This is a genomic window from Amphritea opalescens (assembly GCF_003957515.1).
Lineage (GTDB): Bacteria > Pseudomonadota > Gammaproteobacteria > Pseudomonadales > Balneatricaceae > Amphritea > Amphritea opalescens.
In genome coordinates this window covers 165,662-183,282 of record NZ_RQXW01000006.1, presented here as the reverse complement: position 1 = coordinate 183,282, position 17,621 = coordinate 165,662, and the positions used below count along the sequence as shown (strand labels likewise).

At 47.9% G+C, this 17,621-nt stretch carries 16 protein-coding genes, 1 other RNA gene and 1 riboswitch; of the genes, 8 read left to right on the top strand and 9 right to left on the bottom strand.

Going from position 1 to position 17,621, the window contains the following annotated elements; genetic code table 11:
- Window positions 1–30: 30 nt before the first annotated feature.
- Window positions 31–1,626, bottom strand: a complete 1,596-nt coding sequence (locus EH243_RS08790) for an ABC-F family ATPase (RefSeq protein ID WP_126158275.1) — start codon at window positions 1,624–1,626, stop codon at window positions 31–33.
- Between the two features lie 142 nt (window positions 1,627–1,768).
- Here EH243_RS08790 and EH243_RS08785 point away from each other — a divergent pair, with 142 nt between their 5' ends.
- The 4 genes from EH243_RS08785 to EH243_RS08770 all read left to right on the top strand — a co-directional run bounded on the left by EH243_RS08785 (window position 1,769) and on the right by EH243_RS08770 (window position 5,199).
- Window positions 1,769–2,227 carry a GreA/GreB family elongation factor gene (locus EH243_RS08785; protein WP_126158274.1) on the top strand — a complete coding sequence of 153 codons (459 nt, stop codon included), beginning with the start codon at window positions 1,769–1,771 and terminating at the stop codon, window positions 2,225–2,227.
- A gap of 63 nt (window positions 2,228–2,290) precedes the next feature.
- Window positions 2,291–2,773, top strand: a complete 483-nt coding sequence (locus tag EH243_RS08780; RefSeq protein WP_126158273.1) for an FKBP-type peptidyl-prolyl cis-trans isomerase — start codon at window positions 2,291–2,293, stop codon at window positions 2,771–2,773.
- Between the two features lie 299 nt (window positions 2,774–3,072).
- A complete protein-coding gene (locus tag EH243_RS08775; protein ID WP_126158272.1) occupies window positions 3,073–4,290 on the top strand; it encodes a bifunctional alpha/beta hydrolase/OsmC family protein in 1,218 nt (405 codons plus the stop codon).
- Window positions 4,291–4,653: 363 nt separating this feature from the next.
- Window positions 4,654–5,199, top strand: coding sequence for a VOC family protein (locus tag EH243_RS08770; RefSeq protein WP_126158271.1), 546 nt, complete (start codon window positions 4,654–4,656; stop codon window positions 5,197–5,199).
- 47 nt (window positions 5,200–5,246) lie between these two features.
- Here EH243_RS08770 and EH243_RS08765 read toward each other — a convergent pair whose 3' ends face one another.
- The 3 genes from EH243_RS08765 to EH243_RS08755 all read right to left on the bottom strand — a co-directional run bounded on the left by EH243_RS08765 (window position 5,247) and on the right by EH243_RS08755 (window position 7,526).
- Entirely contained in the window at window positions 5,247–6,293 is a 1,047-nt protein-coding gene (locus EH243_RS08765; protein WP_126158270.1) for an ion transporter, read from the bottom strand.
- Between the two features lie 144 nt (window positions 6,294–6,437).
- Complete coding sequence (locus EH243_RS08760) at window positions 6,438–6,767, bottom strand: hypothetical protein (RefSeq protein ID WP_126158269.1); 330 nt, start codon at window positions 6,765–6,767, stop codon at window positions 6,438–6,440.
- A gap of 40 nt (window positions 6,768–6,807) precedes the next feature.
- Window positions 6,808–6,925, bottom strand: a riboswitch (SAM-I-IV-variant riboswitch).
- Between the two features lie 94 nt (window positions 6,926–7,019).
- Window positions 7,020–7,526: a retropepsin-like aspartic protease family protein gene (locus EH243_RS08755; protein ID WP_126158268.1), complete on the bottom strand. Its 507-nt coding sequence runs from the start codon at window positions 7,524–7,526 to the stop codon at window positions 7,020–7,022.
- A gap of 434 nt (window positions 7,527–7,960) precedes the next feature.
- Between EH243_RS08755 and ffs the strand changes: the two genes are divergently transcribed.
- Window positions 7,961–8,057: signal recognition particle sRNA small type (gene ffs, locus EH243_RS08750), an RNA gene on the top strand.
- A gap of 98 nt (window positions 8,058–8,155) precedes the next feature.
- On the top strand, window positions 8,156–8,404 hold the full coding sequence (locus tag EH243_RS18885) for a DUF6538 domain-containing protein (protein WP_420897532.1): 249 nt from the start codon (window positions 8,156–8,158) through the stop codon (window positions 8,402–8,404).
- Here EH243_RS18885 and EH243_RS08745 read toward each other — a convergent pair.
- The 5 genes from EH243_RS08745 to EH243_RS08725 are packed head-to-tail and all read right to left on the bottom strand — an operon-like array spanning window position 8,378 to window position 13,198.
- Window positions 8,378–9,628 (bottom strand): HAMP domain-containing sensor histidine kinase, encoded by a 1,251-nt coding sequence (locus EH243_RS08745; protein ID WP_126158267.1) that lies wholly within the window; start codon window positions 9,626–9,628, stop codon window positions 8,378–8,380. The two genes, EH243_RS18885 and EH243_RS08745, sit on opposite strands and share 27 nt — an antisense overlap.
- 15 nt (window positions 9,629–9,643) lie before the next feature.
- Window positions 9,644–10,342, bottom strand: coding sequence for a response regulator transcription factor (locus EH243_RS08740; protein ID WP_206441569.1), 699 nt, complete (start codon window positions 10,340–10,342; stop codon window positions 9,644–9,646).
- 39 nt (window positions 10,343–10,381) lie between these two features.
- Complete coding sequence (locus tag EH243_RS08735; RefSeq protein WP_164549077.1) at window positions 10,382–11,104, bottom strand: phosphatase PAP2 family protein; 723 nt, start codon at window positions 11,102–11,104, stop codon at window positions 10,382–10,384.
- Window positions 11,101–11,499, bottom strand: coding sequence for a diacylglycerol kinase (locus tag EH243_RS08730; RefSeq protein WP_126158265.1), 399 nt, complete (start codon window positions 11,497–11,499; stop codon window positions 11,101–11,103). The genes EH243_RS08735 and EH243_RS08730 overlap by 4 nt, the downstream gene beginning before the upstream one ends.
- Before the next feature lie 10 nt (window positions 11,500–11,509).
- On the bottom strand, window positions 11,510–13,198 hold the full coding sequence (locus EH243_RS08725) for a phosphoethanolamine transferase (protein WP_126158264.1): 1,689 nt from the start codon (window positions 13,196–13,198) through the stop codon (window positions 11,510–11,512).
- Between the two features lie 612 nt (window positions 13,199–13,810).
- Between EH243_RS08725 and EH243_RS08720 the strand changes: the two genes are divergently transcribed.
- Window positions 13,811–14,821 carry an HlyD family secretion protein gene (locus EH243_RS08720; protein ID WP_206441568.1) on the top strand — a complete coding sequence of 337 codons (1,011 nt, stop codon included), beginning with the start codon at window positions 13,811–13,813 and terminating at the stop codon, window positions 14,819–14,821.
- A gap of 12 nt (window positions 14,822–14,833) precedes the next feature.
- Complete coding sequence (gene rbbA / locus EH243_RS08715) at window positions 14,834–17,620, top strand: ribosome-associated ATPase/putative transporter RbbA (RefSeq protein WP_126158262.1); 2,787 nt, start codon at window positions 14,834–14,836, stop codon at window positions 17,618–17,620.
- Window position 17,621: the final 1 nt, after the last annotated feature.

The following is a 17,621-nucleotide window of genomic DNA, read 5'->3' as shown; positions in this document are numbered from 1 at the left end:
AGGCATATGTTTAGCTAATCGAGCGGTTGATCAGCCCGCAATACCCTGTTTCTTAAGATACTCTTCATAACCACCATGGAAGTCGGTCAGGCCGTCTTCTTTCATATCGATAATGCGAGTGGCCAGCGAGGAGACAAACTCACGGTCATGGCTGACAAAGATCAGCGTGCCATCAAAGTTTTCCAACGCAAGGTTCAACGCTTCGATAGACTCCATATCCATATGGTTGGTCGGTTCATCCATCAGCAGAATATTCGGCTGTTGCAGAATCAATTTACCCAGCAACATACGACCTTTTTCACCACCGGAAAGCACTTTAACGGATTTCTTGATCTCGTTTTGTGAAAACAGCATACGGCCCAAAGAAGCGCGGATCACCTGTTCATCTGAGCCGGATTTAGTCCACTGGGACATCCAGTCAAACAGGTTGCTCTCATCGGCAAAGTCGTGGGCATGGTCCTGAGCGTAGTAACCAATATTACTATTTTCAGACCACTTAACTTCACCACTGTCGAGTTCAAGTTCACCTTGCAGGCATTTCAGTAGGGTGGTTTTACCGATACCGTTAGGGCCGATAATGGCGATGCGCTCGCCGACTTCAACCATCATGTTGAGGTCTTTGATCAATGGCTCGGCGTCATAACCCTTGGTCAGGCCTTCCACTTCCAGCGCTAAGCGATGCAGTTTTTTCTCTTGATCGAAGCGGATATAGGGGCTTTGGCGACTAGAGGGTTTGATATCGTTAAGTTCGATTTTTTCAATCTGTCGTGCCCGAGACGTTGCTTGCTTAGCTTTAGAAGCATTGGCCGAGAAGCGGCTGACAAAGCTGCGAAGTTCAGCAATTTGGGCCTTTTTCTTGGCATTGTCCGATTGCAGGCGTTCTTGCAAGGCGGTCGAGGCGATCATGTAATCGTCATAGTTGCCGGGATAAAGCCGCAGCTCACCGTAATCTAGGTCGGCCATATGGGTACAGACCGAATTCAGGAAGTGACGGTCATGGGAGATGATAACCATGGTGCTGTTACGGTCGTTTAACACGCCTTCCAGCCAGCGGATGGTGTTGATATCGAGGTTGTTGGTCGGTTCGTCCAACAACAGAATATCAGGATCGGCAAACAGCGCCTGCGCTAGTAGTACCCGTAGTTTCCAGCCGGGTGCGACCTCGCTCATAGGGCCAAAATGTTGCGCGGTAGGAATGTCGAGGCCGAGTAGCAGTTCACCGGCACGGGATTCGGCGGTATAGCCGTCGAGTTCGGCAAATTCCACTTCCAGTTCAGCGACTTTAATGCCTTCCTCTTCGGTCATATCGGGGAGGCTGTAAATCCGATCCCGTTCCTGTTTGATCTCCCAGAGTTCAGCATGGCCCATGATGACCGTATCGATAACACTGAACGCTTCAAAAGCGAACTGGTCCTGCCGCAGTTTACCGATCCGCTCGTTCGGGTCTTTGCTGACGTTGCCTGCGGAGGGTTCTAAGTCGCCCCCGAGAATTTTCATCAGGGTCGATTTGCCGCAACCATTCGCTCCGATCAGGCCATAGCGGTTACCCTCACCAAACTTGACAGAGATATTTTCGAACAGTGGTTTGGCACCAAACTGCATAGTGATATTAGCGGTAGTCAGCAAAACAGGAATCCATCAGTATAAATGTTAAGGTGAAAAATAAGCCGCATATTGTCCCACAAATCGGCATTAAAGTGTGCTAATCGAGTGTTTCTTTTTAGTAATTAAATGGAGATACTGCAGCGGTTAAGTAACAGGTGGATATATGGATAAACAACAGCTAGTGGCGCAGATTATTGGCCGACTTCAAGCGGATCTTAATGTGAACGTGGCGGCGGCTAACGAAGCGCACGAGGCGGCGACCCATGAAGAGAGTGTGGCAGAGAATCAATACGACACCCTCGGGTTAGAAGCCTCTTATCTCGCCCATGGCCAGTCTATGCGGGTACAGGCGTTAGAGGGGGATATCGCAGCGTACCAGCAGATGCCTCTGAAGCTGTTTGATGAGGATGCACCGGTGGGGTTATCGGCCTTGGTCACCCTTGAAGATAACCAGGGTCAGGAGAAACGACTGTTTATCGGTGGCCTGCAAATCGTCGAAGAAGATTATACCGTTATCGTTATTACGCCGGAAGCGCCGTTGGGTGCTGCACTGATAGGCCGCTTTCTGGGTGATCAGATCGAGCTGCCCCAAGGACGATTTGAGATTACGGATCTTAGTTGATGACGTATAATCTGCGGCCATCGCTTTAGAGCTGATAATCGCTCCGTTAACTAAGGAATAAGCATGAGTATTACCAAAGATAAGGTTGTTCAGTTTCATTATGCTTTGCATGATGCCGATAAAACCGTCGAAGAAACCACTCGCGGCGGTTCGCCGATGGCGTATCTGCATGGCCATCAAAATATGATTGCAGGTCTCGAACAGGCGATGGAAGGCAAAGCCGTGGGCGATACTTTTTCCGTTACACTAGAAGCAAAAGACGCCTATGGTGAATACTTGCCTGACTCTGAGCAGCGTATTCCTGTTAAACACCTGCAGGGGGCGAAAAAATGGCGTCCGGGTATGGTGGGTACGGTTCATACTGAACAAGGGCAGCGACAGGTAACCGTGGTTAAGGTTGGCCGGTTTATGGTCACCGTGGATAACAACCATCCTCTAGCGGGCAAGGTGCTAACCTTTGATATCGAAATTATGGATATCAGAGACGCGAGCGCGGAAGAAGTGGCCCATGGTCATGCCCACGGCGCAGGTGGTCACCACCATTAATCACCAGCATTAAGTATCAACGAGAAACGCCAGCCTCATTTGGACAGCTAGGGAGCCTTGCTCCCGTAGAAACCGAATGGCTGGCAGGCTCAAGTATCTTAAGTTGTTAGATCTAGCGAAAAGGGAAAGGGAAAGTGTGAGTGTGAGTGTGAGTTTTACTCTGTTCCACAGCAAGACTTCATTCGCTGATCAACTGTTTGTCTGATTTAGCCTAACAATCCATCCCATAGTCAAAAATAAATAGCCTATCACCATCGTCTGATCAATACTCAGTACTGAATATAAGTCAGGAGGATCGGATGAAAACTGAACGTTTAGAGTTTACTGGCCATGATGGTTCACTATTAGCGGCGAGATTAGATCTGCCGGTTGGTAAGCCCGCGGCGTATGCCCTGTTTGCCCACTGCTTTACCTGTTCAAAAGACCTACAGGCTTCACGGCGTATTGCGCAACGTCTAGCGTCCTTAGGGATTGCCGTGTTGCGTTTTGATTTTACCGGCTTGGGGCATTCTCAGGGCGAGTTTGCTAATACCGGCTTTAGCTCGAATATGCAGGATCTGCTACTGGCGGCGGATTTTCTGCGCGAACATTATTCAGCCCCTCAATTGTTAATTGGTCACTCATTAGGTGGTGCAGCGGTGCTCGCCATTGCCGGTCAGGTGGCTGAGGCCAAAGCGGTGGTGACCATTGGCGCGCCCGCTGATCCGAAACACCTACTGCATAAATTTGATGAGCATCTCGATACGATCTGTGCCGATGGTGAAGCTAGCGTGAGCCTAGGTGGAAGGGCGTTTACCATTAAGCGTGAGTTCCTTGAGGATATCTCGTCGGCATCACTGGAAAAAGCGGTGAAAGGGCTGCGCAAGGCCTTATTGGTGATGCATGCACCGTTGGACGACACCGTGCCATTGGAGAATGCCGCGCGTATCTTTCAGATGGCTAAACACCCTAAGAGCTTTGTAACCCTCGACTCTGCCGATCATTTACTGAGTCGACAGGAGGATGCCGATTATGCCGCTGAAGTGATATCGACCTGGGCCCAACGGTATATCGACGTGCAGCTCTTACCAAAATACATGAATGCCCCCGAAGGGGTGATTAGGGTGAGTGAGGCTGATCCCGACAGCTTTACTCAGGATATTAGCGCCGCAGGGCATCACCTGATTGCCGATGAAATGGTCAGTTACGGTGGTAGCAATCTAGGTCCTAGCCCATACCAATATGTGGCTGCTGGACTCGGTGCCTGTACATCGATGACGATTAGAATGTACGCGCGACTGAAAAAGCTACCTTTAGAGCATGTGCAGGTGGATGTGACCCATGACAAAATACATGCCCAAGATTGCGCGACCTGCGAGCAGCAGAACGGTAAAGTTGATCAGTTTGAGCGCCGAATTACCCTTATCGGCGAATTAACCGAAGCCCAGCGTCAACGCTTAATGGAAATCGCCGACCGCTGCCCTGTGCACAGAACCTTGGAAGGCGAGATTAATATCGTCACGCGTTTAACCGAGTAATTGTTTAGCTTGGCTTAGCGAGGCTTAGTTTAGATTAGGTATCACTATTAACTGAACTGACCGGATGCTCCACCTTTGTGGTTGGGGTTATCCGGTTTTTTTGCTATGACGGCGCCCGTTTACTGGGGTGATATTGTATTAAATGATTTATAGGTCATCCGTTTCTGGGTGAAAAAGACAATTTCCAGTTGCCTTATAATCGATATTTTTATAAATATATTAATTAAAACAATAGCTTATAGGTAATATATTTTTTGTCGCCATCTTTACGAATATGACCGATATAGCCGACATGAAATTGAAGTGATACTTTGGGGATAACAGCAAGATAACAATAATAATGGTTATTCTATAGGCGAACCCATGATCGAGATTGAACAGATACATCACGTTGCATACCGTTGCAACGATGCCAAAGAAACGGTTGAGTTTTATAAAGACGTTCTGAATATGGAGTTTTTGGTTGCGATTGCTGAAGATCGTGTGCCTTCGACTAAAGAGCCCGATCCTTATATGCATCTATTTCTAGATGCGGGTAATGGCAATATTCTAGCGTTCTTTGAACTGCCGACTAAGCCAAAAATGGACCGTGATCATAATACCCCTGCGTGGGTGCAACACATCGCCTTTCGCGTGAAGGACGAGGCGGCATTATTGGCGGCTAAAGCCGATATCGAAGCCAAAGGGATCGATGTTATTGGGCCGACAGAGCATGGCATTATTCGCTCAATCTACTTTTTTGATCCCAATGGCCATCGTCTTGAATTAACCCATACCAAAGGCAGCGATGCACAGATGGCCGAGCTTAAACGAGTGGCGCCGCTGATGCTGGAGGAGTGGTCGCGGACCAAAAAAGCACCCCAGCATGCGGCATGGCTGCATGAGGCGGAGTTTAACGGGCTCGATTAAGCGGGTGCAGAGGATGTTAAAACGGAGCCCTGTCTCCGTTTTAACGTTTATTGATCTGAGCTGTCGTTTGAGTCGTCTTTGGATTTACGCCGTTCCAACCATTTCACATTGTAGTGGCAGTGGGGGCAGCGATCGTGAAGCACCGAATCGATCTCATTACGTAATTTATCCATATCCCGTTCCAGATGCTTTTCCATACTCCGGTTAACGCTATTATGCATAATATTAGCCGCATCTTCCTTGCTGATACCTAAGGTCTCACGCATCTGATTCAGAGCCTTTTGCTCAATCGAATCAACCACACCATCTTGAATGGCCATATGCACCATCTTTTCGTAGGTTCTGCGCCGTTCTCTGATCGCTTCGTTAAAACCGGATGCCAGTATACCGGCGGGGAGAGCGACAATACCGAGGCTCATAATGCTAATAATGGATGCCATGATCTTGCCCATAATGGTGATGGGAATCACATCGCCATAACCTAGCGTCGTCATGGTGACAATGGCCCACCACATAGCGGCGGGGATGCTATTAAATGCCTCTGGCTGGGCGCGATGCTCGGCATAAAAGATCAGACTGGAGGCGAGAATGATCAGCATCAAAATCATAAATAGGGCGGCCCCTATCGAGCGCGCTTCCCGACGTAATACCTGTAACAGCAGGGACATAGAGGAGGAATAACGGGTTAATTTGAACACCCGTAGTAGCCGCAGCACTCGCATAAAGCGCAGATCAACGACCATCATCATGCTGAGATAAAAGGGTAGGATCACTAATAGATCGATCAAAGCTAGCGGCGTCAGCATATAACGTATCCTGCTCCACACCGGGTGGCCATGCTTAATATTTTCGTTTTCGATGCTGCTCCACACTCGGGCGAGGTATTCAATGCTGAATATGATGACGGAGAACACTTCAAACTGATTAAACCAGCGGTGTTCTTGGATATTGTTGGATGGCATCGATTCTAAAATGACACAGAGAACATTGAGTGATATCAGGGCGATCAGGAAAATTTGGATGGCTGCGCCAAGGCGGTTGAGGTTACTACCGATCTCGAGAATTGCGTACGTCAGTTTACGTATAGAGCGCATGGGCAGCCTGATAATTATTGTGCGAATAATCAATAGTATCGGCAAAAGGGGTTGATTATAAAGTTATTTTTGTGGCGATGAGACGTCGGGAAATGAACAAGAAGGCTGCCCGTTGGATGATTCAGGCAGCGCAGTTGTTAGGTGTTAAAGTGTTTTACACCATTGTTCCGTTTTAATGGGATCGAGCTTTTGGCTGAGTAACGCTTGAGAAATAATGCTCTGAGCGCTCTCTACCGTTAACGCGGTTTGCGGGATCTCAATCAGCTTATAGCCGTGACTGTTATCTTTATTGCAATATTCAATATAGAGAAACAGTGTATCCCGTGACTGACGTTTACCTTCAGCCATCCAGTAACGAACATTACACTGGTAAATATTGTGCCAACAATTTGCTGGAGTGTTCGGTTTTACAGAACGCTGGTTCAAGTCTGCCTCGGGACTTGCCGCTTCTGTATAAATATGTGCTTCAAACATGGATCTGCTCCCATTTTCATGAGAGCTGACGTTGTGCGTGGGGGTTCCCTGATTTTGTCGGTAATGACCACATCGTTTTGCGATAATCAGCAGCAAAACAGCCACCTTACCAGGCAGGCAGGTTGGCGAGGACGTCAGCCCTTCTCTTGATGTTGAAATAATGTATAAAAACGAACTTAGCAACAAGTTTAAGGTAATGGTTCGTTAGGCGCAAGGAACCCCCGGAAAAGATCGGGAGTATTAAGCAAATTTTTAGCGTTTGAGTGTCAGAGTGTCGCCCCGTTGGGTCAATTCGAGGTGTTGCAAAAAGCTCATGCCCAGCAATACCGTATCACCCGCCATATGAGGGTTGATGTGGGCTGCCACCTGATTAAGTGAAAGCCCGCCGAGCGCAACTGAATCGAGCTGGGTTGCATAGACTTTGATCGTGCCATTGGCGGTGCTGGCGTAGGAGGCTCTGCCTGGGGATAGCTGTAATTTGTCCGCGAGACTGCCGGGGATACTGATATCGGTCGCGCCGGTATCTAATAAAAAACGTACCGGCAGACCGTTAATGGTGCCGGGGGCAATGTAGTGCCCTTGACGATTACGCTGTAACACAACAGGGGCATTACTCGAGGCGGTCATCAAGCTATGATTCGGATCATTCTGCTGTAGCCACTTATCCTGAAAAAAGAGATAAAACAGACCCAGTATGATAATCCAGGTGAGGTGGGTGAAGAGTCGAGCGATAAAGCGTCGGCTGTTATCCTGTTTCATAATGCTCCTGTTGTTGGGACGACACTTTAGGTTTCTGATCAATCGGGCTTGGTTTGCCGCTGTTGGTTGATTCTAGCATGCTGTTTTATTAAACCGGACAAATGACGGAAAGGTTATCTAAGTCTCTATGTTAAATACCTATGTTAAATTCCTAAGTGAAATGCCTATGTTAAGTCTCGATGCAAAGTATTTATGGTTTGGTGTAAGCATTTTTTCGATGAGGTTCGGGGAGGTTCGCAAAGGAGAGAAGCGTTGACCGGCGCGTTTCTGCAGGCTTGTTGCCGATTGTTTTCTGCGCACTTTTGACGGACGAGTGCCCGAGTGGCGCATTAGTTTTTAGTCACGCCGGTAATCTATTGCATCTTCTGAACAGGCTGTTATACTGCCCGCCTGTCTCGTTCGAGACGACCTTAATGGTCACGTTATGGTGGCTCCATTGGTCCTCCCGCAACGATAAACCGTGAACCTGGTCAGGCCTGGAAGGGAGCAGCCACAGCGGTGGATTCGTGTGCCGGGATGCGGCTGGTGGAGCTACCACCCAATATCGCATCTTGTTTTATCTCATTTTTTTAAAGATTTTTTATCATGATTTTCTGTTGTTCGCCTAAACGATACATAAGGTGGAACACATGGCTAGATCTTCAGCTTATTTGCCGCTCTCCCGACACTCAATTTATTACTTCCGTATTCGTGTTCCAGATCAAGTACGACACTTGATACCTCAGACCCATATTCGCCGTTCTTTGCAGACTAAATGTAGACGGGAAACCATTGTTAGAAGTGTCTCGTTGTATTTTTCTAACATCATCTGTTTTGTGTCGATTGTCTCTGTACAGCTTGTATCGTGTTACTTAATCTTTATTTGGTGCTTGAAATAAGATGCGGGCGTAGGTGCCTCGAGTCGGTGTGTGCTCCAGCGTGAATGTCCATTCCAGTTGTTCGCAGATCAGTGTGACAATATATAACCCCAATCCATGGCTTTCTTTGGCGTCGCTCACTAACGCTCTATCTAGTTTGTCGGCTGGTTTTTCTGCCTGATCCCACACCTCAATGAATCGGTCAGAGATGACGACAATAACTTTCCCTTCATTATGGTTCAGCCCATTATTGATGAGGTTACTCAGTAAAATCCTCACAATACTGCTGTCGGCTTCGATTAAAATTTCACCCTTCAGGGATTGAATCTCTATTCGTTCTTGTGCGTCGGGTGTGGCCTCAACGATACTGGTGGTCACCTCTTTCGCAATGGCTAGCAGCGAGAAAGGCTCATGTGCTGAGGTGTCTTTTGTTTGGCGTACGATAGTTAATAGCGCTTTGATATTGTCAGACATTATCTCTGCTGAACTGATGATTCTCTGCAGTGTCTTTTTGTCGTCAGCCTGTAGCTGCTGTCTATGTTCAATGACCTCAGCAGCCCCCAGAATAACCGCGACGGGGGTTCTTAGCTCGTGGCTGGCCATCGTAATGAGGGAGCGCTCTCGCTTGATCAGAGCGTCGATCTTGCTCAGGAAGGCATTGAAACAAGCGGAGATACGGTTTAATTCTGCATCTTTATAGGTTTCCGGCAGGCAGGTGAGGTTATCGATAGACTGAATGTCTTTTGTCAGTTGAGTGACGGGACTCGAGACCATGCGGCTAATCAATATCGATAGTCCGTAACCCAATAGGATAGCGATGACCACCAGAGCCGATAATACACCTAACATGATTTCTTCATATTGCCCAAATAACGATTGGTCTTTTGCAAGAAAGAAGGTGCCTCCAGGGACTTTATCGATAATAACCATATACTCTTTGTCTAAAAATTCGACTTCACCTTCATAAGGGATGGATAGGTTACGAAAAATGATGGGGAGGTTTTCTATTTCAGAAGTATGGGTTGGTAGATAGGTGAGGGTTAACAGCGCCGATTTAATGTGTATCACTTGATCGGTATCGTGGCGGCTCAGTAGGTGCTCTATTTCCGACTGCTTGTCCATTCTCATCATGGTATCTTCCATCAATTCCAGAAAGAGCCACGTTGAGAAGAGTACCACTAGGACGCTGAGTGTATAGGTCCAGAAAAACAGCTTTTTAATGCGGCTAGAGATCGAACGTTCCATATAACTTCCTATGTGCTAGGCGGGATCAAGGCAGTACCCGCGTCCGTGGAGTGTTTTGATCATGTCTTGACCATAAGTATTTTTTAACGTTTTTCGTAACACATAGATATGGGTGCGAATGACATTAATGTCCCCATCTGGATGCCCCCAGATATCTGTACTGAGGTGTTGATAAGTCACATAGTCGGGATACTTTCTGATTAATGCTTCAAAGATGGTTGCGGCATAACCGATTAACTGTAGCTCGCTTTGATCCTGCCGTTTGACGGTTAAGGTGCCGGGGTAATAGCGAATATTGTTAGCGGTTATACAATCGTTATTCGTTTGCCGGCGACGACATAGCGCTTGTATGCGCAGTTCCAGCTCTTTCATATGAAAGGGTTTGATCAAATAGTCATCGGCGCCGTTATCAAAGGCTTGTGTTTTATCCTCAATCGAGTCTCTCGCCGTGAGCATCAATACGGGAACCGAAGAGTTCAAATCTTCTCTGATTCGGCGACAAATCGTTAATCCGTTTACCCCTGGCAGCATAATATCCAGAATGATCACATCATAAGTATGACTCGCCAGTAAGTGGAGTGCTGTCAGACCATCGGCGGCATAATCAAGCTCATATTTATCCTCGCCTAGATACTCAAAGAGGTTTTCCGCCAGCCGTTTATTATCCTCAACGATAAGTAACCGACGTTTGGCATTCATCGATGGGGGTGTCATAACTCCGTCCTTGTGGATAAAGGTAAGTTCATCTGTCGTCTAGACTTTATCTGCATTTAAGCGTTGATCCTTTCTTATAGCATATTCAGCGACTGTATGGTGGCGAAAGCAGCAATGATAACTTGCTAGAGCGGTATACCAACAGATAGCTAATGTCCAAAGGTCATGGGAGAGGAAGTGAGCGCCGCGAAATTGTTGCGACAGACCAAACGCCATACCTAGTAATAAACCAACAGACAGTGCAGCCATGCGCCATTGGGGCTTATAGAGTCGACAGAAGAAATATAATGCTACCCAAGCATAACCACCGCTAGCATGGCCCGCAGGGAAGCAACGAACAGTACCTGAGCCGAATATCGCATTAATAATAGGGGTATAAAATTGCTTCCCACCATAACGTTGGAAATCCCACGGACAAGAGATATGGGTAATGCCCTTTAAACTTGAAACGATCAGCAAAGAGGTTATCACTGCGCCAAGCAGATACGCTAGGCCTACCCGATAGGAGCGCATACGGTGACTCAACCAAGTACTGGCCAGCGCCCCGAGATTTAAAAGAATAAGGGCGCCGACGAGCATTCGCCCCCCATTATGGATTACCGTTTCTAATAACCAGCTATTGTGGAGGTTCCAGCTGCCCCCCTCGAAAGCGTAGATGGCATCAGCCAGCCGTAAATCAAAGCCTTGAACGTCTAGGAGGTAGGTCGCGATGAGCAGCAGTGGCAGAGGTATGATCCAGTGATAATACAGAGATCTGTTCATAGAATGATGAGTCCCCATGTCATGAGTGCAATCATTAATGCCATTAAAACCGCTGCAGACCCCATATCTTTTGCTCTACCGCTAAGCTCATGGAGCTCGGTACCGATACGGTCAACGACTGCTTCGATCGCTGAATTCAGTAGCTCAACAAGGATCAGCAACAGAACACTAGCGATTAACAAAATACGCTCAATTGAATCCTGACCAAGATAAAGGGCCAAGGGAATCAGTACTAGTGCACAGAGCGTTTCTTGTCGAATAGCGGCCTCATGTTGCCATGCGGCTTGAAATCCTTTAATTGAATAGCCCGTGGCTAACACTAACCGCTTAACGCCTTTGATACCTTTTAGCGCGGACGCGTCTGTGGCTAGCGACTGTTGTTCCGTTTTTAACATGATGACTCTTCTATTGATTGGAGGTGGCGGCAATGGTTGATGTTTTGTTGCTCGATCGGCAGCTGCTGAAAATATCCATATCTTGACGGTAGGCCTTAGTCTGCACATCGAGTAAGCCCAGCATGGAGTCAAATAGGTTATCGTGACTAAAATGATCTTTACGTTTACCGTCTATGCAATGCTTATTGATTGAAAATCGATTGGCGAAACCATCATCCATCCAGAAGATAAAGGGTATCTCTGTTTGTTCCTTAGGGGCTAACATGTATGGAACTCCGTGCAGATACAGATTGTTTTCACCCAGTGATTCTCCGTGATCAGAAAGATAGAGCATACTAGCGTCATATTGATCACTTCTCGATTTTAGGAAGTTGATCACTTCCGACAGAAAGTAATCGGTGTAGAGAACGGTATTGTCATAGGCATTGATGATCTCCTGCTGACTGCACTCTTGCAGTTGGTTTGTGTCACAGACCGGTGAAAATTTTCTAAACGCCTCGGGGGCACGTAAAAAATAGCTGGGGCCGTGACTTCCTTTTTGGTGTAAAACAATAACCACATTGTTATCTGCAGCCTTGATCGTCTGTTCTAGTTTTTCCAGTAGAACCATGTCGAAACATTCACCGTCATGGCATAGAGCTGGGTTATCGTCTTCGACGATGCTAACATTCTCAACACGGTTGCAAACGCCTTTACAGCCGGAGTTATTATCTTCCCAGATAACGCTTAATCCTGACCGCTGTAATACATCCAGTAAGTTGTCGGAATTGATCGCCTGATCATGGTCGTAATTGGAGCGATCCATGTTGGAAAACATACAGGGCAAAGAGACTGCGGTGGATGTTCCGCAAGATGAAAAGTCACTAAAGCTGAAAATATTTTGCTGACTCAATTTAGGCGTTGTTTGCCGTTCATAATCGTACAGTGAAAAGTTAGCTCGACGTGCCGTTTCGCCGACCACCAGAATGGTAACCACTTTTTTTTGTGCCTTAGGCTGCCAGCTCAAACCTAGGTGTGCATCGCTACCGACAGTTTGAAATTCACGTTTATTTTTCGGCAGAAAATGCTGCGCATAGGATTGCAAAGAGTACACATAGTTGAGAGGAACGATTAGGTCTCGCACATACCGGTGGTTACGAAAAAGAGAGGCGTAATCTTGATAAAACGTTACTGCGATAAGGCCAATGACAAGGATTATGGCGGTGAATGTTGTGACTTTGGTTAGCAGGAATCTTAGCGGCGAACCATAGTTTATCTGTATGTGCCAAACCCATAGAGCAGGTAAAACGCCCGTCAGGGTCACGTAGGCCAATAGACTGATGCTGAATAACTCGGTGCTTTCTTTAAGGTCGGTTTCCATCATATTCATGATCATGGTTTTATCGATCATGATGTTGTAAGTCTGCATGAAGTAAGTCGCCACTGATGAGGTAATTAACAGTGTAATAAGCACCGGTTTCAACACCCAAGGAAGCGCTAAGAAAGTCAAAAATAAATTAAAAATCGCGATGAAGAAAAAGAATAAGCCCACCATGAAAAGCAGGTCTTTGATGCTGTTGACGCCATGGATATCGTAGACAGTGGAAAAGAAGTTGGCATTGAACATCAGCATTAAATAGGTTGATACCAGCAGCGTCATTAGCCAACTGGCACAATGCTTAGGGAGTTTTTCTAATATTCTTTCAATGGCACACGGCATAGCTTGAAAACCCACATTCGTAGTTGCCTTACCACAGGGGTAAGCTTGGAAGTGGGATTATCGAAGAGGTATCGTCATGCGAGTATCAAGGAAACATCAAGGAAATATCAAAGGGTTAAAGTGATAGGTCATCAGGGGTCATTTTGCTTTTTACGGTTAAACCTTTCGCTGATGTTTCAATTAGAGAGTTTCACTGGGTCATGGTTGCCTGCTAGGTGAATCATTTGTGATGAATCGCTTATTGGTATGGTTTGAATGCTAATTTAGAGTATGCTAATTTAAATTTCTGTTCAGTGCCTACCATCCTTGCCGGTATTTGCCAGTGATTTAGCTATTATTGAGCTCATTGTTGATTCGGGTCGATGAAGTTCCCCGTGGTTTGTTGATATTATATCCACATGAGTTAGCAGTGGCTGATACTTGTTTGCATAGCGCCGTTTCAGTTGGTGTCGCTCTGTCTGCTTGAATATTTAGTGGGGACCGCTTTGTTTGTCCCTTATTTACGGCTTAAATATGGCTGGTGGGTGGTTGAATATTGGCAATGGCTACTGGGTTGATGGACAACAGGTTCAACGATAATCAGTTGACGATGTTTGGATAATGGAGAATAACGTGAAGCGAGTCATCATTGGGGTGGTTTTATTACTTGCCGTTGCTGCAAGTTGGCTGTTGTGGCAGTACTTTCAAGCACCGACACTACCGGCAGACCTTGCCTCCGGTAATGGACGGATCGAAGCGGTGCAGGTTGATATCTCAACCAAGATTGCGGGTCGTGTAGAGTCAATATCGGCGCAAGAGGGCGATCTAGTTCAGCCTGGGCAAACGGTTGCCATGATCGATACCGCGCAGTTGCGTGCACAGCGATTACGGGCGGATGCTCAGATCGCTAGTGCTGAAAGTCAGGTGGCAGCCGCTGAAGCATCAATCGCTCAGGCTAAGGCTAGGCTGGTGTTAGCGCAACAAGAACTCGCTCGCGCACGGGAATTACTGAAAAGAGGCCACGCTAGTCAGGAATCATACGATACTAACGTGAGTGCGGTGGCTGTGGCTAAGGCTAATCTCAAAGCAGCTGAGGCAACCTTGGTGTCGCAACAACGTAATGTGGATGCGACGCGGGCCGATGCTCAGGGTATTCAGACTCAGATCGATGATGCAACACTCGTCGCGCCAAGTATTGGCCGAGTGTTATACCGTCTTGCCGAACCCGGTGAGGTATTGGGCAGCGGCGGTAAGGTGTTGACACTGGTTAATCTGGCTGATGTCTATATGGAAACATTCTTACCATCGTCTCAGGCTCATCGTGTTGCGATAGGCGCCGAGGCGCGGGTTAAACTAGATATTCTAGATGTGGCTATACCGGCGACGGTTAGCTTTGTTTCGCCGGAATCCCAGTTCACGCCTAAAGAAGTTGAAACAGCCAGCGAACGGGAAAAACTGATGTTTCGGGTTAAGGTGCGGGTGCCAGAAGCGTTGGTACGGGCCTACATTGACCGCGTTAAAACAGGGGTAAGAGGCGTCGCCTATATTCGATTAACCGCCTTGCCCGGCGAAGAGCCCTCTGCGTGGCCGGAATTCTTGCAGAAACTGCCGCCAATGGTTAATCCAGATACTAACAGCGACTAACGGGTGCCGATCATGGCTGAACAACATCACCCGATCGCCCGTCTGCAGGGTGTTTCCCATCGTTATAAAGCTGAACAGGCTGTCGATGATATAACCTTGGATATCCCTTCAGGCCTGATGGTGGGCCTATTGGGTCCAGACGGTGTCGGTAAGTCAACGCTAATGGGGCTGGTTTCCGGTGCCCGTAAACTGCAGCAGGGCCAACTTGAAGTGCTGGGCGGCGACATGACCTCTGTGGAACACCGTAATGCGGTTGGTCCAGGGATCGCTTATATGCCACAGGGGTTAGGGAAAAACCTCTATGCTGAGCTGAGTGTTGAAGAGAATCTGGACTTTTTTGGCAAGCTATTCGGGCAGAGCACTGCTGAGCGTCAAACGCGCATCAGTCGATTAACAAAGGCAACAGGCCTGCATGCCTTTTTATCACGACCGGCGGGAAAGTTGTCGGGAGGGATGAAACAGAAACTGGGTTTGTGTTGCTCGCTTATTCATGACCCCGACCTGTTGATTTTGGATGAGCCGACCACCGGTGTTGACCCTTTGTCGCGACGTCAGTTTTGGCAGTTGATTGCTTCTATTCGTGCGGAACGTCCGAGTATGAGTGTGCTGGTATCGACCGCTTATATGGATGAGGCGGAAGGTTTCGATTGGCTGGTGGCAATGGATGCGGGTCGAGTTTTGGATGTAGGTACTCCGCAAGCGCTGAAAGCCAAAACCGGTGCTGATGATCTAGAAACGGCTTTTGTACGTCTGTTGCCAGAAGAAAAGCGTGGCGATATGACGGAACTGGTCATCCCGCCGCTGGAAAAGAGTGATGCGGGGCAGGCTATCGTAGCTCGAGGGCTGACCCGTCGTTTCGGCAGCTTTACGGCTGTGGATAATGTGAGCTTTGAGATTCAGGCGGGTGAGATTTTTGGTTTTCTCGGCTCTAACGGCTGCGGCAAAACCACCACCATGAAAATGCTGACGGGGCTGTTGCCCGCTTCGGAGGGTGAGGCTTATCTGTTTGGCAAACGGGTTAATGCAAGCGATTTAGAAACCCGTAAAAGGGTCGGCTTTATGACCCAGGCTTTTTCTCTCTATGGTGAGTTAACGGTGGCGCAAAATCTGAGGTTACATGCCCGTTTATTTCACCTGACTGCCGAAAAAACCGCCGAACGCATGAGTACCTTGGTTAAGCGTTTTAAGCTCGCGGAGTATATGGATACCCTGGCTTCGTCACTACCGCTGGGGTTGCGTCAGCGTCTTTCGTTAGCCGTTGCGGTGATTCATGAGCCGGAAATGTTGATCTTGGATGAGCCGACCTCTGGTGTTGACCCTGTTGCCCGTGATGGATTCTGGGAACTGTTGGTTGAGCTCTCACGCAAAGACAAAGTCACGATCTTTATCTCCACCCACTTTATGAATGAGGCGCTGCGCTGCGATCGCATATCGCTAATGCATGCCGGTCAGGTGTTGGTCTACGATGAGCCGCAACACTTAGTGGAATCTAAAGGTGTCGACTCGTTAGAAGAAGCATTTATTAGCTACCTTGAGGAAGCCATTGATGAGAAGGTTAAAAACAATGCTGATCACGGCACGGAAACACCGCTAGAGGATAAAGGCCAACAGGCTGAGACAGCGGTGGGTCTCGTCACTACTCAGGCTCCGGCTCAGCAGGGAAAAATCCACGGCTTTAGTCTTAAACGGCTGTTGGCTTACAGCTATCGTGAAATTGTGGAAGTGATGCGTGATCCGGTGCGGATGGCGTTTGCTTTCCTCGGTAGTTCGATGCTGTTGATTGTGGTTGCCTATGGTATCTCGCTGGATATCGAAAACCTCAAATATGCTGCCCTTGATAATGATCGCACCCCCGAAAGCCGCGAGTATCTGAGTAACTTTGAAGGCTCGCGTTACTTTAGTGTGCAGTCGTCACTGCAGAGTCGGGATGAACTTGAGCGGCGGCTAAAATCCAATGAGATTACCTTAGCGATTGAGATCCCTTCGGGTTTTGGTCGCAACCTGAAAAAAGGCGAGGCGCCGAGCGTATCTGCTTGGATTGACGGTGCCAATACTACCCGTGCGAGTACCATTGCCGGCTATGTGAGCGGCGCCCATATCCACTACCTAACACAGCTAGCAACCAATGCCGGTATTGATGCCGCGGCGGCGGCGAAGGTGACGCTAGAGCCGCGCTACCGTTACAACCCATCGTTCGAGACCATCTATTCGGTTGGGCCGAAGACACCCGCGATGCTGCTGTTGCTGTTTCCGGCGATCTTGGTAGCGGTGAGTTTGGCGCGTGAGAAAGAGGTCGGCACCATCACCAATTTTTATGTCACGCCGACCAATCGGTTTGAGTTCTTGATTGGTAAGCAGCTGCCCTATATTGCGATCGGCATGGTGAATTTCATTATCTTGACGTTGCTGGTGGTTTTTCTATTGGATGTGCCCTTAAAAGGGAGTCTGTTGGGGCTAACCTTGGGGGCTTTTTTCTATGTCTGTGCCTCGACCGGTTTTGGTTTGCTGGTATCAACGGTGACAAAATCTCAAGTGGCGGCGGTATTCGCCACCTCCGTTTTGTTGATTATGCCGACCATTAGTTTTTCGGGTTTAGTGCAACCAACCTCCACGACGGAAGGTATTGGGCATATTATCGGTTTGCTGTGGCCGGCAACCTATTATATGCACCTGAGTGTAGCGGCGTTTACTAAAGGCTTAGGGCTCTCAGACTTAATGGGGGATGTGCTGGTGTTATCTCTCTCTGGACCTCTCTTGGTCGTCATGGCGGCCGTATTTCTGAAAAAACAGGAGGTCTAAG

What these genes read in the sequence shown, in the direction of transcription:
- EH243_RS08785 (WP_126158274.1), top strand. Translation starts at nt 1,769, where the DNA reads ATGGATAAACAACAGCTAGTGGCGCAGATTATTGGCCGACTTCAAGCG.
- EH243_RS08780 (WP_126158273.1), top strand. Translation starts at nt 2,291, where the DNA reads ATGAGTATTACCAAAGATAAGGTTGTTCAGTTTCATTATGCTTTGCAT.
- EH243_RS08775 (WP_126158272.1), top strand. Translation starts at nt 3,073, where the DNA reads ATGAAAACTGAACGTTTAGAGTTTACTGGCCATGATGGTTCACTATTA.
- EH243_RS08770 (WP_126158271.1), top strand. Translation starts at nt 4,654, where the DNA reads ATGATCGAGATTGAACAGATACATCACGTTGCATACCGTTGCAACGAT.
- EH243_RS08765 (WP_126158270.1), bottom strand. Translation starts at nt 6,293, where the DNA reads ATGCGCTCTATACGTAAACTGACGTACGCAATTCTCGAGATCGGTAGT.
- EH243_RS08760 (WP_126158269.1), bottom strand. Translation starts at nt 6,767, where the DNA reads ATGTTTGAAGCACATATTTATACAGAAGCGGCAAGTCCCGAGGCAGAC.
- EH243_RS08755 (WP_126158268.1), bottom strand. Translation starts at nt 7,526, where the DNA reads ATGAAACAGGATAACAGCCGACGCTTTATCGCTCGACTCTTCACCCAC.
- EH243_RS18885 (WP_420897532.1), top strand. Translation starts at nt 8,156, where the DNA reads ATGGCTAGATCTTCAGCTTATTTGCCGCTCTCCCGACACTCAATTTAT.
- EH243_RS08745 (WP_126158267.1), bottom strand. Translation starts at nt 9,628, where the DNA reads ATGGAACGTTCGATCTCTAGCCGCATTAAAAAGCTGTTTTTCTGGACC.
- EH243_RS08740 (WP_206441569.1), bottom strand. Translation starts at nt 10,342, where the DNA reads ATGACACCCCCATCGATGAATGCCAAACGTCGGTTACTTATCGTTGAG.
- EH243_RS08735 (WP_164549077.1), bottom strand. Translation starts at nt 11,104, where the DNA reads ATGAACAGATCTCTGTATTATCACTGGATCATACCTCTGCCACTGCTG.
- EH243_RS08730 (WP_126158265.1), bottom strand. Translation starts at nt 11,499, where the DNA reads ATGTTAAAAACGGAACAACAGTCGCTAGCCACAGACGCGTCCGCGCTA.
- EH243_RS08725 (WP_126158264.1), bottom strand. Translation starts at nt 13,198, where the DNA reads ATGCCGTGTGCCATTGAAAGAATATTAGAAAAACTCCCTAAGCATTGT.
- rbbA (WP_126158262.1), top strand. Translation starts at nt 14,834, where the DNA reads ATGGCTGAACAACATCACCCGATCGCCCGTCTGCAGGGTGTTTCCCAT.